The organism is Micromonospora arida (assembly GCF_042873195.1).
GTDB classification, from domain to species: Bacteria; Actinomycetota; Actinomycetes; order Mycobacteriales; family Micromonosporaceae; genus Micromonospora; species Micromonospora arida.
This window is the reverse complement of sequence record NZ_JBIALC010000006.1, coordinates 395,565-411,939: the sequence shown is the minus strand read 5'-3', so window position 1 is coordinate 411,939 and position 16,375 is coordinate 395,565. Positions and strand designations below refer to the sequence as shown.

Sequence of the window (16,375 nt, the reverse complement as noted above, 5' to 3'; positions counted from 1 at the left end):
CGGTCGATCAGTGCATGGACTCGCCGCGCGCCTCGGCGTCGCGGGCCCGCTGGTAGGAGGCGTGGATCTCGGCCTCGGCCTCGGTGCGGCCGACCCAGGTCGCGCCCTCCACCGACTTGCCGGGCTCCAGGTCCTTGTAAACCTCGAAGAAGTGCTGGATCTCCAGGCGGTCGAACTCGCCCAGGTGGTGGATGTCGCGCAGGTGCTCCTGGCGGGGGTCCTCGTAGGGCACGCAGAGGACCTTGTCGTCCCCACCCTTCTCGTCGGTCATCCGGAACATGCCGATGGTGCGGCAGCGGATCAGACAACCCGGGAAGGTCGGCTCGGGGACCAGCACGAGGGCGTCCAGCGGATCGCCGTCCTCACCCAGCGTGCCCTCGATGAACCCGTAGTCGGCCGGGTACTGGGTGGAGGTGAAGAGGGTGCGGTCCAACCGGATCCGGCCGGTCTTGTGGTCCACCTCGTACTTGTTCCGGTGACCTTTGGGGATCTCAACCGTCACGTCGAAATCCATCTGCACGCTCCCTCGTCTGCCCACGCTGGCTAACGGAACCAATGGCGACCCTCCGGACAGGTGAATGCCCACCCGCCGACTCCGGCCGCCGCATAGTCTTCGGACCGAAGTAGTGTCACCCAAGCCGATTTTCGCTGGGGGAGGAGGGGGTCGTGGGGAGGGAAGATTCACACTACCGCCCGGACGGGGGCTCCGCGCACGGTACCGGACGATCCGACTCCGGCAGTGCCAAGGGGCGGGTCCCGGTGCCGGAGGCGCACCTCCCACGGGCTCCCGAAGCTGCGACCCCGGCACCGGATACGGTGCCCGAGCGGCCTCCGCCGCTGCCCTGGCGCCCGCCGGCCGGGCCGGCGTCGCCCGCTCCGAACGCCGGTCACTTCCCGGCAGCCGGCGGTGAGCAACCGGTGAGCGGCCCGCCACGCGGCAGTGCCACGGTCCCGGTCAGCCCTGCGCCGGTCAGCCCGTCGTTCGGTCCCGGACCGACCGCCCCCGGCCCCGGCGGGGTCCCCCCGGTGGGCCCGCCGATCTCCGCGTTGCCGGCACCCGCCGACGCCGCGCCCGCGCCCGCCGCGCCGCGCCGCCGGAGGCGGCTGCCGGTGGTGCTGGCTGCCGTGCTCCTGCTGGTGCTCGTCAGCGTCGGAGTCGTGATCACCCGTCCCGGCCCGGTCGCCGGGTGGCTGGGTGACGACGCCGCGTCCGGGCCGAACGCGGTCGGCGCGACTCCGGAACCCGCCCCGTCGGACGTGCTGGGCGGCCCGGATTCGAACGCCCCGGTGCCCACCCCGGACGGGGTTCGGGCCGCGCTCGACCCACTGGTCGGCGTCGCCGCCCTGGGCGACCGGGTGAACGTCTCGGTCGCCGACGTGATCACCGGTCAGACGCTGTTCGCCAAGGGGGCGGACGACGGCACCGTGCCCGCCTCGGTGACGAAGCTGGCGACCGCGGTGACCGTGCTGGCGGCCCGGGGGCCCGGCTACCGGATTCCCACTCGTGCGGTGGCCGGCGCGAAGGCCGGCGAGGTGGTGATCGTCGGGGGCGGCGACCCGACCCTCGCGATCAACAAGAAGGGTTACTACCCGGGTGCGGCGCGCCTCGACGACCTGGCCGCCCAGGTGCGTACCGCGCTCGGCGGCACACCTCCGACCAGTGTCACCGTCGACGGTTCGGTCTACTCCGGCCCGGTCTACGGCCCCGGCTGGGACGACGACATCCCCACCGGCGGTTCGGGCGGCGCGGTGACCGCGTTGATGACCGACGGCGCGCGTACCGACCCGGGCGTCGAGCACGGGTCCGCCCCGCGGTTCGCCGAGCCGGACCTGGCCGCCGGTAAGGCGTTCGCCCGACTGCTCGGGGTGCCGACCGACGCCGTGAAGCGGGGCGCGGCCCCGCCTCAGGCGGCGACCGGTGCCAGCCCGGCACCGGGTACCGAACTGGGCGTGGTGCAGTCACCGCCGCTGATCCGGCTGGTCGACGTCATGATCAGCGAGAGCGACAACCTGGTGGCCGAGGCGCTCGCCCGGCAGGTCGCGTTGGCCCGCGGTCAGCCCGCCTCGTTCGACGGCGGCGCCGCCGCCATGGACGCGGAGGTGGCGGAGCTGGGCCTGCCCGCCGACGAGATCAGCGTCTCCGACGGCAGCGGCCTGTCCCGTCTCAACCGGATCAGCCCGTCGCTGCTGACCGATCTGATCCGCTTGGCCGCCAGTCCGGACCATCCGGAGCTGGCCGGCGTCTTCGGTGGTCTGCCGGTGGGTGGTTGGTCCGGGACCCTGAACGAGCGCTACCGCAACACAGCGGGCACCGCCGCGGGCGCGGGCAGTGTCCGGGCCAAGACCGGCACCCTGACCGGCGTGCATTCCATCGCGGGCCTGGTCACCACCGCCGATGGTCGGCTGTTGACCTTCGCGGTGCTCACCGACAAGGTGCCGGGTGACCGGGACACCGCCCAGCCGGCACTGGACCGGATCGCCGCCGCGCTGGCCGGTTGCGGCTGCGGCTGACCGTCGCCGGTTCCGGGGGCGACGCGGTCGTCATCGGCGTCGATCGAGGGCGCGAGCCCGGGCCGGGGTGTCGCGGCGCGGGTACGGTGGGTTCATGGCGCAGTTCGTGGACTGGGATCTGGCCGCCGCCACGGCGGGGGCGTTGAGCAAATCTGGCCCCCGCGTGTCGTACGCGGAAGCCACCGACGTGGTCGGCGACCTGCGTCGGCTGACCGACGAGGCGGCCGGGCACGTGGCCGACTACACGGGGTTGCGGGCGCAGGTGTCGCATCCGCCGGTCCGGGTGGTCGATCGCCGCGACTGGGCCGCGACCAACATCGCCGGTCTCCGCGAGGTGATCACTCCGCTGGTGAGTCGGCTCTCCGGCGACAAGCAACCGGGCGCGTTGACCGAGGCGATCGGGTCCCGGCTCACCGGGGTGCAGGCCGGGACGGTGCTGGCCTACCTCTCCGGGCGGGTGCTCGGCCAGTACGAGGTCTTCTCGGCTGACCCGGGCCAGCTGCTGCTGGTCGCACCGAACATCGTCGAGGTGGAGCGCAAGCTCGGCGCCGACCCTCGGGATTTCCGGCTCTGGGTGTGTCTGCACGAGGTCACCCACCGCACCCAGTTCACGGCCGTGCCGTGGATGCGGGCCTATTTCCTCAGCGAGGTGCAGGCGTTCGTCGACGCCTCGTCCAGCGGAGGTGACCACCTGGTCGAGCGGTTGCGGCGCGGGGTGGCCACGTTGTCCGACGCGGTCCGTGATCCGGAGAGCCGCACCAGCGTGCTGGACATCGTGCAGACCCCGGCACAGCGGGCCGTACTGGACCGGCTCACCGCGTTGATGACCCTGCTGGAGGGGCACGCCGAGTTCGTGATGGACGGCGTCGGCCCGCAGGTGATCCCGAGTGTGGAGCGGATCCGGGCGTCGTTCAATCGACGCCGGGAGGCGGGCAACCCGCTGGAGAAGGCGATCCGCCGGCTGCTCGGGGTGGACGTCAAGATGCGCCAGTACGCCGAGGGGCGCAAGTTCGTGCACGGGGTGGTGGAACGCGTCGGCATGGACGGGTTCAATTCGATCTTCAACTCGCCGCTGACCCTGCCTCGACTGTCGGAGTTGGGTGACCCGGACGCCTGGGTCGCCCGGGTGCACGGCCCGGCCGGCACCATCCCGGCCGCTGGCTGACCACCCGCCGGTGGCCGCACTCGCTCCGCCGGTGGCCGCGATCCGGGTGGCGGTCCGCCGCGCCCTGACCGGTCTGCCGTCCGGCGGTCCGGTGCTGGTCGCCTGCTCCGGTGGTGCCGACTCGCTCGCGCTCGCGGCGGCAACCGTCTTCGTGGCGCCGCGGCTGGGCCGCGCCGCGGCGCTCGTCACCGTCGACCACGGCTTGCAGGACGGCTCCGCGGAGCGCGCCGAGGCGGTGGCCACCTGGGGTCGAGAGGTCGGGTTCGCGTCGGCGACCGTGGTCCGGGTGGAAGTGGCCGGGCGTCCCGGTGGGCCGGAGGCGGCCGCCCGCGAGGCCCGCTACCAGGCGCTGACCGAGGCTGCCCGGCAGCAGAACGCTGTCGCGGTGCTCACCGGGCACACCCGTGACGACCAGGCGGAGACGGTGCTGCTTGCGCTCGCCCGGGGCGCCGGCCCACGAGGGCTGGCCGGGATGCCCGCCCGGCGCGATCTGGGCGGGGTGCCGCTGCTGCGCCCGCTGCTGGAGATCGGTCGGGAGCAGACGCGCGCCGCCTGCGCCGTCCTCGGGCTGAGCCCGTGGCAGGACCCGCACAACAGCGACCCGTCGTACGCCCGGTCGAGGGTGCGGGGCGATCTGCTGCCGGCGCTGGTGCGGGCGCTCGGGCCGGGCGTGGTGGACAACCTGGCGCGGACCGCCCGGCTGTTGGCCGCCGACAACGCCGCGCTCGACGAGTTGGCGGGGACGGCGCTGGCGGCGGCCCGGTGCCCCGACGGAGGGCTGTCCGTGCCGGCGCTGCTCGGCCTGGTTCCCGCCGTACGCGGCCGGGTGCTGCACTCCTGGGCCCGCGAGTTGGGTGCGCTGCCCGGTGCCCTGTCGCACCGGCACGTCGCCGCCCTGGACGCCCTGGTGACCGATTGGCACGGTCAGGGCCCGGCCGACCTGCCCGGCGGTGTCCGGGTGTTTCGCCGCGACGGCCGGTTGGCATCGGTGCGTCCCGCCTGACCTGCGGCCGGTCTCAGCCGCTGTGCGCCCGGTCCCGGAAGGTGGTCCGGTAGCTGTGCGGGGTGGCACCGACCCGGCGACTGAAGTGGTGGCGCAACGCGGCCGCGTCGCCGAAGCCGGACTGGTCGGCCACCGCCTCCACGCTCAACGGGGTCTCCTCCAGCAGCCGCCGGGCGAGCAGCACCCGCTGGTTGGTGAGCCAGTCGTGCGGGGTGGTGCCGGTCTCGGCGCGGAACCGGCGGGCGAACGTGCGGGGCGCCATGCCGGCGCGGGCGGCCAACTCCTCCACGGTGATCGTCCGGTCCAGGTGGCCGATCAGCCACTCCAACACCGGTTCGAGGGTGGGTGCCTCGGGCGCCTTCGGGATGGGCGCCTCGACGTACTGGGACTGACCGCCGTCGCGGTGCGGAGGGACCACCATCCGCCGGGCCAGCCGGGTCGCGGTGGCCGAGCCGTGCTCCTGGCGGATCAGGTGCAGGCACGCGTCGATGCCGGCCGCCGTGCCGGCGCTGGTGAGCAACCGGCCGTCCTGGACGTAGAGCGAGTTGCACCGGACCCGGGCGCGCGGGTGCCGGCGTTGCAGCTCGTCCACGTACCGCCAGTGGGTCGTGCACTCGCGGTCGTCGAGCAGCCCGGCCTCGCCGAGCAGGAAGGCGCCGGAGCAGACGCTGAACAGGTGCGCTCCGCGGGCGTCGGCCCGGCGGAGCGCGTCGAGCACCGGGGCGGGGACGGTGGTGCCCTGGCTGTGCGCGGGGATGGCCACCAGGTCGGCCTCGTCGACCGGGCCGAGGTCGGCGTGTGGGGTGAGGTGGAAGCCGGACGAGGTACGCACGGGAGCGCCGTCGGGGCTGCACACCTGGAAGCGGTAGGCGGGGAAACCGTCGGCTGTCCGGTCGGTGCCGAACACCTCGGCGAGCACGCCGAGCTCGAAGGGAGCGACCTGGTCGAGGGCGAGGACGGCAACGGACCGCAGCATGTGACGAGGGTAACCCGACAGGTGGCAGTAAATCGATGACCAATGGCATTCCTGCCACTGTCCGGTTGATTCGCGAGGTCGCAGACTGGTCTCAGTCCGGTGCGCACCGGCGGCGAAACCGATAGCAATCATGCGAAAGCGAGCGCCGCCATGGAGTTCCTGTTCATCCTCCTGTTCCTTGTCCTCCTCGCCGCCGCCTCGGCGGCCGGCCTCACCGTCGACAGCCACGATTCGGCCGACTGGAAGCCGAGCGACGACGGCCGCCGCTGGCGGTCACGTACCAACTGATGTGATTAGCGTTGTTTGCGCAGAAAATCCTCGGCGGGACCGCGCCAAAAGGTGCGGCCCCGCCGACGGAGGCCATCCGACGTACGGCAGGCTAGGAGTCATGGCTGACGGCTCCTGGTACGACGCCGACATCGACCACGTGATCATCTCCGAGGCGCAGATCCGCGAGAAGACGGCGGAGCTGGCCAAGCAGGTCTCCGCCGACTACGCCCACGTGGGCGACGGGCTGCTGCTGGTGTGCGTACTCAAGGGCGCGGTGATGTTCATGGCGGACTTCGCCCGGGCGCTGGGCCGCAACGGCCCGCCCGCGGAGCTCGACTTCATGGCCATCTCGTCCTACGGCCAGGGCACCACCTCCTCCGGGGTGGTCCGCATCCTCAAGGATCTGGACCGGGACATCGCCGGTCGGCACGTGGTCGTCGTCGAGGACATCGTCGACTCCGGGCTCACGCTCTCCTGGCTGCTGCGCTACCTCGAGTCGCGCTCGGCGGCGAGCGTCGAGGTGGTCGCCCTGTTCCGCAAGCCCGACGCGGTGAAGGTGCCGGTCCCAGTGAAGTACGTCGGCTTCGACATCCCCACCGAGTTCGTGGTCGGGTACGGTCTCGACTTCGCTGAGCGCTACCGGGAGTTGCCGTACGTCGGGGTGCTCAAGCCCGAGGTCTACGCCCGCTCCTGACGCCGGGTCCGACCCGTCGCGACGGGCCACCGGTCGACATGAACCCGAATTGCATCGGCATCCATCAAGCCGACGTTCAGCGCGCTCTCAGCTGATGCGGTTACCGTGTAGCACGGTGGCCCGGAGGTTCCTCCGCGCTCGACCCTCTCGATCGCGTGACCGGGCGCTCGGGTGGCCGAGCCGGACTCCCTGCCACGCCGGCTTCCACCCGGACTCGCCGTACGTTGGCTGCGGGGCTGGTGGGCCTGCCCACGGTGCGTGTCGTCGATGTCGAAGGCGCGCAGAGTGCGGGGGCTCGCAGGTTCGCTGCTGGCGTACGCGGTCTTTTGATGGTGCACGACTGCGGGGCTCGCAAGCTCACTCCTCGCGTGCACGGTGTACCGTCGAATGACCGCGGCGCGGTAGTTTTCGCGCCTCGGGGTCGAGGCCGGCCCGCACGGCGGCTCCGGCCGCCGCTCAACGCGGCGACACCATCAGACGGTCAGGACGTCGATCAGGAGGATGCGGGCGCCCCGGCGCTCGACAACAGTATGGAACGTACGCGTTTCTTCCGCCGACCGGTGGTCTGGATCATCCTGGTCATCCTCGGCGCCGTTGTGCTCAGTCAGCTGTTCACCAGTGGTCCCAGCTACCACCGCGTGGACACTTCCGTTGCGCTCGATCAACTGCACACCGCCAAGATCAACAAGGTGGTCTTCCAGGACAAGGAGCAGACGCTCCAGCTGGACCTGGCCCAGAAGACCAAGTTCGGTAAGACCGAGACCAACAAGATCGAGGCGCAGTTCCCGTACCAGGCTGGCGACCAGATCTGGAACGAGGTGCTGGACGCCAAGGCGAACAACCGGGTCACCGGCCCGGCCGACGCCAAGGTCTCCTCGGACAGCATCTGGGTGAGCCTGCTGGTCAACCTGCTGCCGATCGCGCTGCTCGTGCTCCTGCTGCTGTTCTTCATGTCGCAGATGCAGGGCGGCGGCTCTCGGGTGCTCAACTTCGGCAAGTCCAAGGCCAAGATGATCACCAAGGACACTCCGAAGACGACCTTCGCGGACGTCGCGGGTTCCGAGGAGGCCGTCGAAGAGCTGTACGAAATCAAGGACTTCCTGCAGAACCCGGCCAAGTACCAGGCCCTGGGCGCCAAGATCCCGAAGGGCGTGCTGCTGTTCGGCCCGCCCGGCACCGGCAAGACGCTGCTGGCCCGCGCGGTCGCCGGCGAGGCCGGGGTGCCCTTCTACTCCATCTCCGGCTCGGACTTCGTGGAGATGTTCGTCGGCGTCGGCGCCAGCCGGGTCCGTGACCTGTTCGAGCAGGCCAAGACGAACGCCCCGGCGATCGTCTTCGTCGACGAGATCGACGCCGTCGGCCGGCACCGTGGCGCCGGCATGGGCGGCGGCCACGACGAGCGGGAGCAGACGCTCAACCAGCTGCTCGTCGAGATGGACGGCTTCGACACCAAGGGCGGCGTCATCCTGATCGCGGCCACCAACCGGCCGGACATCCTCGACCCGGCGCTGCTGCGCCCGGGCCGGTTCGACCGGCAGATCCCGGTGGACGCCCCCGACATGGAGGGCCGCAAGGCCATCCTGCGGGTGCACGCCAAGGGCAAGCCGTTCACGCCCGACGTCGACCTCGACGCGGTGGCCCGTCGTACGCCGGGCTTCAGCGGCGCCGACCTGGCCAACGTGATCAACGAGTCGGCCCTGCTCACCGCTCGCAAGGAGCAGCGGGCGATCACCAACGACTCGTTGGAAGAGTCGATCGACCGGGTGGTCGCCGGTCCGCAGCGGCGGACCCGGGTGATGAGCGACCAGGAAAAGAAGATCACCGCGTACCACGAGGGTGGTCACGCTCTGGTCGCCTGGGCGCTGCCGCACGCCGCGCCGGTGCACAAGGTGACGATCCTGTCCCGTGGCCGCTCGCTGGGCCACACCCTGGTGCTCCCGACCGAAGACAAGTACACCCAGACCCGCGCCGAAATGATCGACACCCTGGCGTACGCGCTGGGTGGTCGCGCCGCCGAGGAACTGGTCTTCCACGAGCCGACCACCGGCGCCGGCAACGACATCGAGAAGGCCACTCAACTGGCCCGCGCGATGATCACCCAGTACGGCATGAGCTCCAAGCTCGGCGCGATCAAGTACGGCACCAGCGGGGACGAGCCGTTCCTCGGCCGCAACATGGGCCACGAGCGGGACTACTCGGACTCGGTCGCCGCCGAGATCGACGGCGAGATGCGGGCACTGGTCGAGCTGGCGCACGACGAGGCCTGGGAGATCCTGGTGGAATACCGGGACGTCCTGGACAACATCGTGCTGGAGCTGATGGAGAAGGAAACCCTCTCCACGGCCGACATGGCGCGGATCTGCTCCCGGGTGGTCAAGCGCCCGCCGCTGGCGCCGTACAACGGCTTCGGCAAGCGTCAGCCCTCCACCGAGCCGCCCGTGCTCACCCCTGCGGAGAAGGACAAGCTCAAGGCGCAGGCCCAGGCCGACGGCGCGCAGGCGTCGGTCGGTGGCGTCGCGCCGTCCAACAACTCGGACGGCACGCACTGAGCAACGACCCGACGGCCAGCTCCCCACACCGGGAGCTGGCCGTCTCCGCGACCGAACCCGACGGCGACGACGAGCTGGACTACGTGGCCGCGCGGCTGATCAGCGGCAAGCTGACCGGCCGCCCTGTCGAGGACGCGGTCGACCTCGGCCGGATCGAGAAGGCCGTCCGCGAGATCCTGATCGCGGTCGGCGAGGACCCGGACCGCGACGGACTCCAGCAGACCCCGGCCCGGGTCGCCCGTGCGTACGCCGAACTCTTCGCCGGCCTGCGGGTCGACCCGGCCCAGGTGCTCAGCACCACCTTCGAGGCCAACCACGAAGAGCTGGTCATCGTCCGGGACATCGACGTGATGAGCCTCTGTGAGCACCACCTGCTGCCCTTCCGGGGCAGCGCGCACATCGGCTACATCCCGGGCCCCGACGGGCGGATCACCGGCCTGTCCAAGCTGGCCCGACTCGTCGAGGTCTTCGCCCGTCGGCCGCAGGTGCAGGAACGGCTCACGTCGCAGGTCGCCGACCTGCTGATGAGCAAACTCGCACCACGCGGCGTCGTCGTCGTGCTCGAATGCGAACACATGTGCATGGCGATGCGCGGCATCCAGAAATCCGGTGCCAAGACCATCACGTCGGCCGTACGCGGAATCCTGCAGTCGGACTCCAAGTCGCGGGCCGAGGCGATGGCGCTGATCATCCCCCGCTGACACCCCGACGCACCACGGCCGGCCGATACCCATCCGGGACGGCCGGCCGTTGCGTTTCCCCCCACCCGCCCGGCGTTGTTCGGCCGGGCGGCTTTCCGGCCCGGCGGGTCAGCCAGCGAGCAGCGCCAACAGCAGGCCGGCCGTGACCAGCACCGCCGGCACCAGGCACACCAACGCGCCGAAACGCACCGTACGGTCCAGCCGCTCGGTGGGGCCGACCCGGAACAACCGGCCAATGCCGATCCAACCGGCGACGAACGCGACCGCCGGCATCGGCAGCCCGCAGATCAACGCCGCCACAGTGGCCGGTCCCACCCCGGTCGCCGCCAGAACCACGACCTGGATCAGCGGCACCAGCAGCGCGAACGGCCCGTACACCAGGAGGTTGCGCGCCCGCGCGGGCCAGGACCCCGGCCGGAACCGGCGGCGCGCGGCCAGCGCCGCGTCCGCCGCCTCGGACCAGCCACGCGCGGCCCGCAGCGCCGCCAACACGGCCGCCGGGCCACCCGCCATCGACCGGGCGGCCTCGGTCAGCTCGGGCGGTGACGGCACCAGGGAGATCGCCGGTACGCCCAACTCGCGCAGCCGTTCCTGCTGACTCGCCAGCCCGGTACGGACCACCGTCAACTCCTCCCGGGCGGCCTCCGCCGACCGGGCCTGCTCACCAGCGGCGGCAGCCGCGCCCCGGCGTACCCCGTCCAACTGGCGGGCGGCCGCAAGATACTCCGTCCAGGCCGTGCTGGGCTCGACCGCACGCGGCGCGGCGTCCCCGGTCGCCGCAGCTGCCCGCTGCCGCCCCGGCCCGGTCACCGTCGCGATCGGATCCACCTCGACACCCTCCACACGCGCCACCCGATCAGCCGGCCTCGTCGGCGAACGGCACCAGGACGGTGCCCCGCTCGTCCGGGCCGTCCCAGAGCACCGCCCGGTCGGGTCGCACCTGCCACTCGACCGGTCGACCGAAGACCGCGGTGAGCTGCGCGACCGGCACGTCCAGCACTGCCACCGCCGCCAGCTTGTCGACCTCGCCCGCCGGCTCGAACAACGCGGCGAACGGCGGCACCGCACGCCACCAGCCCAGCAGATGCCGCCCCGCCGGCGGCCCGTCTCGTAGGAGCGACCGCAGCCGGTCCACCGGCAGCTCCCGAGGACCCGGCCGGTCCAGCCCGAAGACCACCAGGTACGTCGGCAGGTCGTCGGCCGCGTCCGCGAGCAGCGTCGGCAGATCCACCAGCTCGGCCGAATGCCGGGTTGCCAAATCGGCCGTCAACGCCTGCGCCAGGGCGCGGGCGCCCGGATCCGGTGCCGCCACCAGGAAGCGGGCAGTGCCCGGTGCGTGGTGAGCCGACGTGCTCCGCGCCGCCGTCGCCAACAGCCCGCCCGCCGCGGTGCCCGACCCCAACACCGCGAGGTTGCGCCCGGCCGCCGGACCCAGCGGCACGGCGACCGTCGAGCGGGCCACGTCCACCGCCCGGCCCAGCAGGGCGGCCGGTCCGTGTGCCTGTCCCGCCAGGGCCGCCCGGTGACGCGGATCGTTGCCCAGCAGCGGCCGGGCGTAACCCGCGAAGACCACCGGCGGCACCGACCCGGCCGGACGGGCCGCCCACAACTCGTGCCGCAGCTTCTCCACGACCTCCGGATGATCCTGCGGGTCCGGGTGACGGATCAACCGTTCGTGACCCCGGATCGCACCCCGTGGGCCGCCGAGGCCGCCAGCCGTGTTCACCACCGCGCTGCCCACCGGCAGACCGGCCGCCGAGTCGTTCGTCGGCTCCAACACCGGGCTGCCACCCGGCAGCGCCACCCGTACCGGAAACTGCCCGAGCACCGAATCCCGATGACCAGCATCCGCGCGCGCACTCAGCCCCAACTCGCCCGCGCCCGCCAGGACCAGGTGCACGCCGTACGCCCGACCCGCCCGGGCCAGCCCGTCCAACTGGGCGGCCACCTCGGCGGCCAGCCGGTCCCGCTCGGCGAAGAGCAGCGGCACATTGTCCACCACACAGACGACCCGTGGCAGCGGCTGGTGCTGACGCAGCTCCGCGAAGCGTTGCCCCCCGGCCCGAGCGCCCGCCTCCGTGCGGCGCTGGACCTCGGCCGTCAACTCGTCCAGCAGATCCCGGACGTACTCCCGGTCGGCGGCCATCGCGGCCGCGCGCACCTGCGGAACCCACGACCGGTCCCGCTCGGTCTGCAAAAACTCCACGAAGGACTCGCCGTCGCCGAGATCCGCCAGGTAGAACACCAGGTCGTCCGGGCCGTACCGGGCGGCCAGGCCGAGCAGCGCGGTGGTCAGGAACGCCGCCCGGCCGGCTGCGGACCGGCCACTCACCAGCCAGTGCGGGGTCAACTCGGTGAAGCCCAGCGGCACCGACCGGCCCCCGGCATCGCCGACGGTCGTGGTCAGCCCCTCGGCCGAGTCCGATTCCCACAGTCGCTCACCCGTCGGCGGCAGCAGAGCACCCAACGCCAACCGGGAACCCGCCTCCACCTGCTCGGCGAGCCGCCGACAGACCGCGTCGACCAGCTCGGCCGGCGGGTCCGACTCGACGAAGACCGGCGAGTTCAGGCCGCCCGGCGGATCGGCGCCCGGCCCGGCGAACGACGACCCCGGCGGATCGCCGAGCAGCGCGTACGCATTCCGCAGCACCAGCGACGTGGTGTGCGGCAGCGGCGCCCGGGCCGAGTACGGGCCGGCGGGCGGCCAACCCGCCACCACCAGATGCAGCCCAGCGGCCGGCCCCTGCTCGGCCAACGTCTCGATGCGCGCCAGGTCGGTCGGACCGGTCGACTCCGGCAGCGCGGCCACCACCAGCAACAGCGTCCGATCGTGACGGCGTCGCCCACTCGCCCCCGGCGTCACCCACTGCTCCGCCTCGGTCAGCACCGTGCGCAGACCCGCCACGTCCGCCGCCGGTGGCGGCAACAGGCCAGCATCCGCGAGTGCCCCGAACGGCGTCAGCACAGCTCCGGTGGCATCCACCGCGCGAACCAGCAGGGCACCCGCCGGTGCCGCACCCAACAACCGCAGAAGTACGGCCCGGAGCAACCCCGCAACCCGAGGCTCCCGCGCATCAGCGTCCACGCTGAGGTGACCGGTGCCGACAAGTGGCACCAACGCGGGGAAACGAGCGTCATCCAACGGCGCCGCAGTACCGACCCGAACGAACGGCGGCGGACCATCACCGGCCGGTGAGTCCACGGTGAGCGAGTCCAGTGCCGCGCCCGACCAGCCCGGTGCCAGCAGGGCCGCAGCAGTCCGTAACCGGTCGGCCACCTCGTACTGGCGGCGCTGATCGGCCGGAGCCGGCCGCGTCTCGTCCAGGATCCCGGCAGCCGCGGTCGCGACGGCCGCCGCTCGACGGTGCAGGGCTGCGGCGCGGTTCGTGCGAGCCTTCGGACCGGCCACCGCGTCCACCCCCTCTACCCGAGGTTGGCAACCCCTCCCCAAGCAGAGACGGTATCCCAGCCGACGGTCCTCCTCCGGGAGGTGCCTCGGCGCTGCGCCGGTGATGTCGTGGATCTCACCGGTGGGGAGGGGTCCGTCACGATCCGCTGGATCTGAGGCATTGGCTCCGGGGCGTCCAGCCGATAACTTCAGGAGGTGGAATCAGTGCAGCCCCCCGCCGGTTCCCAGGTCTCCCGCGTACCGGCCCAGCGGACACCGTCCGAGCAGCTGCCGGCCGCCCCGGCACCGCCGGCACCGCAGCCGCCCCGCCGCCGGATGCGGACGGTGCTCACGGTCGTCGCCGGCGTGCTCGCCCTGCTCTGCCTCGGCGGAGTCGCCACGGCCTTGATTTGGTACAACCGCGCCTCGACGCCCGACCGCAGCACGCCGGACGTCGCGGTGATCAATTACCTTCAGGCGACGCTCGTCTCCGGCGACCCGAACCGAGCGAAGTTGTTTACCTGCGATGGTGCAGTCCCCTCGGTCGATGAGTTCGCTGCGGACGTTGCCGGACGGGAGCAGGAACTGGGCGTCTCTTTTTCGATTAACATCGAAGACGTCGTCGTTACTGAGACTGTCGGCACCGACGCCACCGTGATCGCTGTTATCCGGCGGAGCGCCGCGATTGACGGGATTCATCAGAGCCTTGCAGACACGTGGCAGTTCGATTTGGACAACCGGGACGGATGGCGTGTGTGTGCTGCCGCCAGGCTTGGTTGACTCATTCAATCCACAACAAATGGACCGGCACTTCCAAGGTTGTGGGTGACTGGCCACGCCAGGCCCAGCGGTACCACTCCACCTCGGGTGTGACTCGCACACAGATGTCCCCTTCGGCACCCGAGTAGGTTTCGGTGACCGCTCGAAGGTCACGGTGCTCCAGGCCACCCTCGACGTGCACCACCCGCCGACCGGTGACCGCGTCCGCTTCGAATACCGGTGTGGGGGTTCGGTGTGCCGGGCCGTCCAGCGAGACCAACCGGATGGCCGTGTCCCGGGTCTCGTCCATGCCCGGACGGCTGCCGACCGTCTCCACCCAGACCCGCTCCACCGGCACCAGCGGCGCGAACACCTCGACCTGGTCGGCTTCGGCCCGGTACCACTCGTGCTCGGGTATCACCGGCACGTAGGTCCGGGCGCTCTGCACCACCCGGTCGTCCGCGCGCAGGTCGCCGCGCCAACCCATTCCGGGCAGGCCGACCAGCACCCGTCGACCGCGTAGCTCGACCCGCTCCGTCGCGGGGATGATGGCCAGGGGTCTCGGCGGTTGCGGTGCCCAGTCGGGCTGGTCGGCGAACGGGTCGGGTAACGGTCCGGTCATACCTGTGGTGGCCTCACTCAGCGGCGCGCAACGGGGCACCCCGCTCGCGCATGAACGGGACCGGATTCACCGCGCCGGAGGCGTTGCGGTTGTTCTGCAGGTGCACCTCGAAATGCAGGTGCGGGCCGGAGGAGTTACCACTGCTGCCGACCTTGCCGATCACCTGACCGGCCGTCACGATCTGATCTTTCTTGACGAAGGGCTGAACCACCATGTGGCAGTACCGGGTGATGTAACCACCGGCGTGCAGCAGGTCGACGAACCAGCCGCAGCCCCCCTTGCCGGGGAATCCGTCCACGTTGCAGTCCTGCCGGCCGCGGCGGTCCTCGTCGCAGGTCGAGACCAGCACCCGACCGGTCGCTGCCGCGCGGATCTCGGTGCCCTTGGCCGCGCCGATGTCGACTCCGTTGTGGCTGGGTCGGCTGGCGGTGCGGAAACCGGAGCCTACTCCGCCAGGGATCGGCGCGGTCCAGCCGGAAGCGGCGATCTGACCGCGTTCGGCCGCGTTGCACACCGCCTTGCCGTTGATCTCGACGGTGCGGGCCGCGCCGCCGGCCAGCGCGTCCACAATCCGGCTGGCTACCTCTTCGTGCTTGGCGTACGCGTCCGGATATGCGCTGACCTGCACCCGCTGCGCGACCACGGTCAGCGGTCGTTGTTGCCAGCTCTCCACCTTGACGAGCTTCTCGTAGAACTTGCGGGCCGCGTACGCGGGGTTCAACCGCTCGGCGACAGTGCCCCACCCAGGCCGCTGCTGGAACAGGCCCAGCGAGTCGTGGTCCGCGCCAACGCCCTCGTGCGGCAGGGCCAGGGACGCGGGTACGCCGCTGTTGGCCAGGTTGCGTAGAGCGGACTCCTGCATCGCGGTGGCGAGGGCGACCACCCAGCCTCGCGAAGGTACGCCCATGTCCTGGCCGACCTTGATGATGATCGCGGCATTGCGGACCTGGGTGTCGCCGTACTGGGCGAATCGCGGCAGCGTGCCCGCGATGTTCACCGCTCGGACCGGCCCGCACTCCATGCGTGCCATTGCGTCGCCGTTCTCGGCGTCGTCGCCTCCGAGCCCGGTGAGGAAGAACGCCGCGGTGCCGCCAGTGCAGCAGAGCAGGAGCAGCATCCCGGTGAGCACCGCGGCGACCACACCGAGCCGGAGGGGCCCGCGCCGAGTTCCGGCGTTACCAACGTCGCTCATGGCCGCTCCCAGTCCAGAACGTCGACCAGCCAACCATCGTCGGAGGTGACCAGCTCCAACCGGAGCCCGCCGGTATCAAGGGGAAGCAGCAACTCGACGAACGTCTCGGTCCGCTCTCGCATGGTTGGAGGACCGGTGACCTTCTCGGCCGGCACGCTCTCGGGCTCGGCGCCGGTCAACTTCTCCCTGAGCGCCGGCGTGGAAAGTGGCCGCAGGCCAGCCTGCCACTCTTCGGTGGTCATCCCGGGACGGCCCAGCCAGGCTTTGGCGAAGCGGTCGGCGGTCTGTTCGGGCGTGCGGGCGCCGGGCGACGTCACGGGTGACGGCGGAGCTGCGCTGCTGAGCAGACCGTCGTCGCCGGCCGTCGGATCCACGGTGATGATCGGCCCATCCGGACGGCTGCTCAACCCATCGGCTGAATCGCCCGGGTTGGAGATCAGCCGGGCTGTCCCGAGCACACCAACGACCAGCACTCCGATCACGAGCGCAACGCCCAAGCGGGACCGCAGCGCCCGAGTGAAGATGAATTCCAACGCCCGTCGCAT

Annotated in this window: 15 protein-coding genes; 8 read left to right on the top strand and 7 right to left on the bottom strand. The window is 71.6% G+C overall.

Features of this window, described 5'->3' with window-relative positions:
- Positions 1-7 precede the first annotated feature (7 nt).
- Positions 8-514, bottom strand: a complete 507-nt coding sequence (locus tag ACFYP0_RS20770; RefSeq protein WP_091403280.1) for an inorganic diphosphatase — start codon at positions 512-514, stop codon at positions 8-10.
- Positions 515-1,026: 512 nt separating this feature from the next.
- Between ACFYP0_RS20770 and dacB the strand changes: the two genes are divergently transcribed.
- The 3 genes from dacB (at position 1,027) to tilS (ending at position 4,679) form a co-directional block, all read left to right on the top strand.
- The gene (gene dacB / locus ACFYP0_RS20765; protein ID WP_386997200.1) at positions 1,027-2,511 is read left to right on the top strand and encodes a D-alanyl-D-alanine carboxypeptidase/D-alanyl-D-alanine endopeptidase; all 1,485 of its coding nucleotides are present in this window, start codon (positions 1,027-1,029) and stop codon (positions 2,509-2,511) included.
- Positions 2,512-2,605: 94 nt separating this feature from the next.
- Positions 2,606-3,676, top strand: a complete 1,071-nt coding sequence (locus ACFYP0_RS20760; protein ID WP_124860873.1) for a zinc-dependent metalloprotease — start codon at positions 2,606-2,608, stop codon at positions 3,674-3,676.
- Between the two features lie 10 nt (positions 3,677-3,686).
- Complete coding sequence (gene tilS, locus ACFYP0_RS20755; RefSeq protein WP_386997198.1) at positions 3,687-4,679, top strand: tRNA lysidine(34) synthetase TilS; 993 nt, start codon at positions 3,687-3,689, stop codon at positions 4,677-4,679.
- 13 nt (positions 4,680-4,692) lie between these two features.
- Here tilS and ACFYP0_RS20750 read toward each other — a convergent pair whose 3' ends face one another.
- The gene (locus ACFYP0_RS20750; RefSeq protein ID WP_124860876.1) at positions 4,693-5,655 is read right to left on the bottom strand and encodes a GlxA family transcriptional regulator; all 963 of its coding nucleotides are present in this window, start codon (positions 5,653-5,655) and stop codon (positions 4,693-4,695) included.
- A gap of 99 nt (positions 5,656-5,754) precedes the next feature.
- Here ACFYP0_RS20750 and ACFYP0_RS20745 point away from each other — a divergent pair, with 99 nt between their 5' ends.
- The 4 genes from ACFYP0_RS20745 to folE all read left to right on the top strand — a co-directional run bounded on the left by ACFYP0_RS20745 (position 5,755) and on the right by folE (position 9,869).
- Positions 5,755-5,943, top strand: a complete 189-nt coding sequence (locus tag ACFYP0_RS20745) for a hypothetical protein (RefSeq protein ID WP_124860879.1) — start codon at positions 5,755-5,757, stop codon at positions 5,941-5,943.
- A gap of 100 nt (positions 5,944-6,043) precedes the next feature.
- Positions 6,044-6,619, top strand: coding sequence for a hypoxanthine phosphoribosyltransferase (gene hpt, locus ACFYP0_RS20740; RefSeq protein WP_112582849.1), 576 nt, complete (start codon positions 6,044-6,046; stop codon positions 6,617-6,619).
- Between the two features lie 530 nt (positions 6,620-7,149).
- Complete coding sequence (ftsH, locus tag ACFYP0_RS20735) at positions 7,150-9,168, top strand: ATP-dependent zinc metalloprotease FtsH (protein ID WP_356978054.1); 2,019 nt, start codon at positions 7,150-7,152, stop codon at positions 9,166-9,168.
- Positions 9,169-9,203: 35 nt separating this feature from the next.
- On the top strand, positions 9,204-9,869 hold the full coding sequence (gene folE, locus ACFYP0_RS20730; protein WP_091403265.1) for a GTP cyclohydrolase I FolE: 666 nt from the start codon (positions 9,204-9,206) through the stop codon (positions 9,867-9,869).
- A 108-nt stretch (positions 9,870-9,977) separates the two neighbouring features.
- Here folE and ACFYP0_RS20725 read toward each other — a convergent pair whose 3' ends face one another.
- Positions 9,978-10,679: a hypothetical protein gene (locus ACFYP0_RS20725; RefSeq protein WP_355578934.1), complete on the bottom strand. Its 702-nt coding sequence runs from the start codon at positions 10,677-10,679 to the stop codon at positions 9,978-9,980.
- A gap of 46 nt (positions 10,680-10,725) precedes the next feature.
- Positions 10,726-13,287, bottom strand: a complete 2,562-nt coding sequence (locus ACFYP0_RS20720) for an FtsK/SpoIIIE domain-containing protein (protein ID WP_356978056.1) — start codon at positions 13,285-13,287, stop codon at positions 10,726-10,728.
- 306 nt (positions 13,288-13,593) lie between these two features.
- Between ACFYP0_RS20720 and ACFYP0_RS20715 the strand changes: the two genes are divergently transcribed.
- Positions 13,594-14,037 (top strand): hypothetical protein, encoded by a 444-nt coding sequence (locus tag ACFYP0_RS20715; protein ID WP_386997194.1) that lies wholly within the window; start codon positions 13,594-13,596, stop codon positions 14,035-14,037.
- Position 14,038: 1 nt separating this feature from the next.
- On the opposite strand, the gene ACFYP0_RS20710 is transcribed toward ACFYP0_RS20715, so the two are convergent.
- From ACFYP0_RS20710 to ACFYP0_RS20700, 3 genes are read right to left on the bottom strand one after another with little or no spacing between them, the layout of a single operon-like run.
- Positions 14,039-14,638 (bottom strand): hypothetical protein, encoded by a 600-nt coding sequence (locus ACFYP0_RS20710; protein ID WP_386997192.1) that lies wholly within the window; start codon positions 14,636-14,638, stop codon positions 14,039-14,041.
- Between the two features lie 13 nt (positions 14,639-14,651).
- Entirely contained in the window at positions 14,652-15,830 is a 1,179-nt protein-coding gene (locus ACFYP0_RS20705) for a M23 family metallopeptidase (RefSeq protein WP_386997190.1), read from the bottom strand.
- Positions 15,827-16,375, bottom strand: coding sequence for a hypothetical protein (locus tag ACFYP0_RS20700; protein ID WP_386997188.1), 549 nt, complete (start codon positions 16,373-16,375; stop codon positions 15,827-15,829). Before ACFYP0_RS20700 ends, ACFYP0_RS20705 begins: the two co-directional genes overlap by 4 nt.

Coding starts and splice junctions, on each gene's coding strand:
- ACFYP0_RS20770 (WP_091403280.1), bottom strand. CDS start 514: ATGGATTTCGACGTGACGGTTGAGATCCCCAAAGGTCACCGGAACAAG.
- ACFYP0_RS20760 (WP_124860873.1), top strand. CDS start 2,606: ATGGCGCAGTTCGTGGACTGGGATCTGGCCGCCGCCACGGCGGGGGCG.
- ACFYP0_RS20750 (WP_124860876.1), bottom strand. CDS start 5,655: ATGCTGCGGTCCGTTGCCGTCCTCGCCCTCGACCAGGTCGCTCCCTTC.
- hpt (WP_112582849.1), top strand. CDS start 6,044: ATGGCTGACGGCTCCTGGTACGACGCCGACATCGACCACGTGATCATC.
- ftsH (WP_356978054.1), top strand. CDS start 7,150: ATGGAACGTACGCGTTTCTTCCGCCGACCGGTGGTCTGGATCATCCTG.
- ACFYP0_RS20715 (WP_386997194.1), top strand. CDS start 13,594: ATGCGGACGGTGCTCACGGTCGTCGCCGGCGTGCTCGCCCTGCTCTGC.
- ACFYP0_RS20710 (WP_386997192.1), bottom strand. CDS start 14,638: ATGACCGGACCGTTACCCGACCCGTTCGCCGACCAGCCCGACTGGGCA.
- ACFYP0_RS20705 (WP_386997190.1), bottom strand. CDS start 15,830: ATGAGCGACGTTGGTAACGCCGGAACTCGGCGCGGGCCCCTCCGGCTC.
- ACFYP0_RS20700 (WP_386997188.1), bottom strand. CDS start 16,375: ATGCGACGGGCGTTGGAATTCATCTTCACTCGGGCGCTGCGGTCCCGC.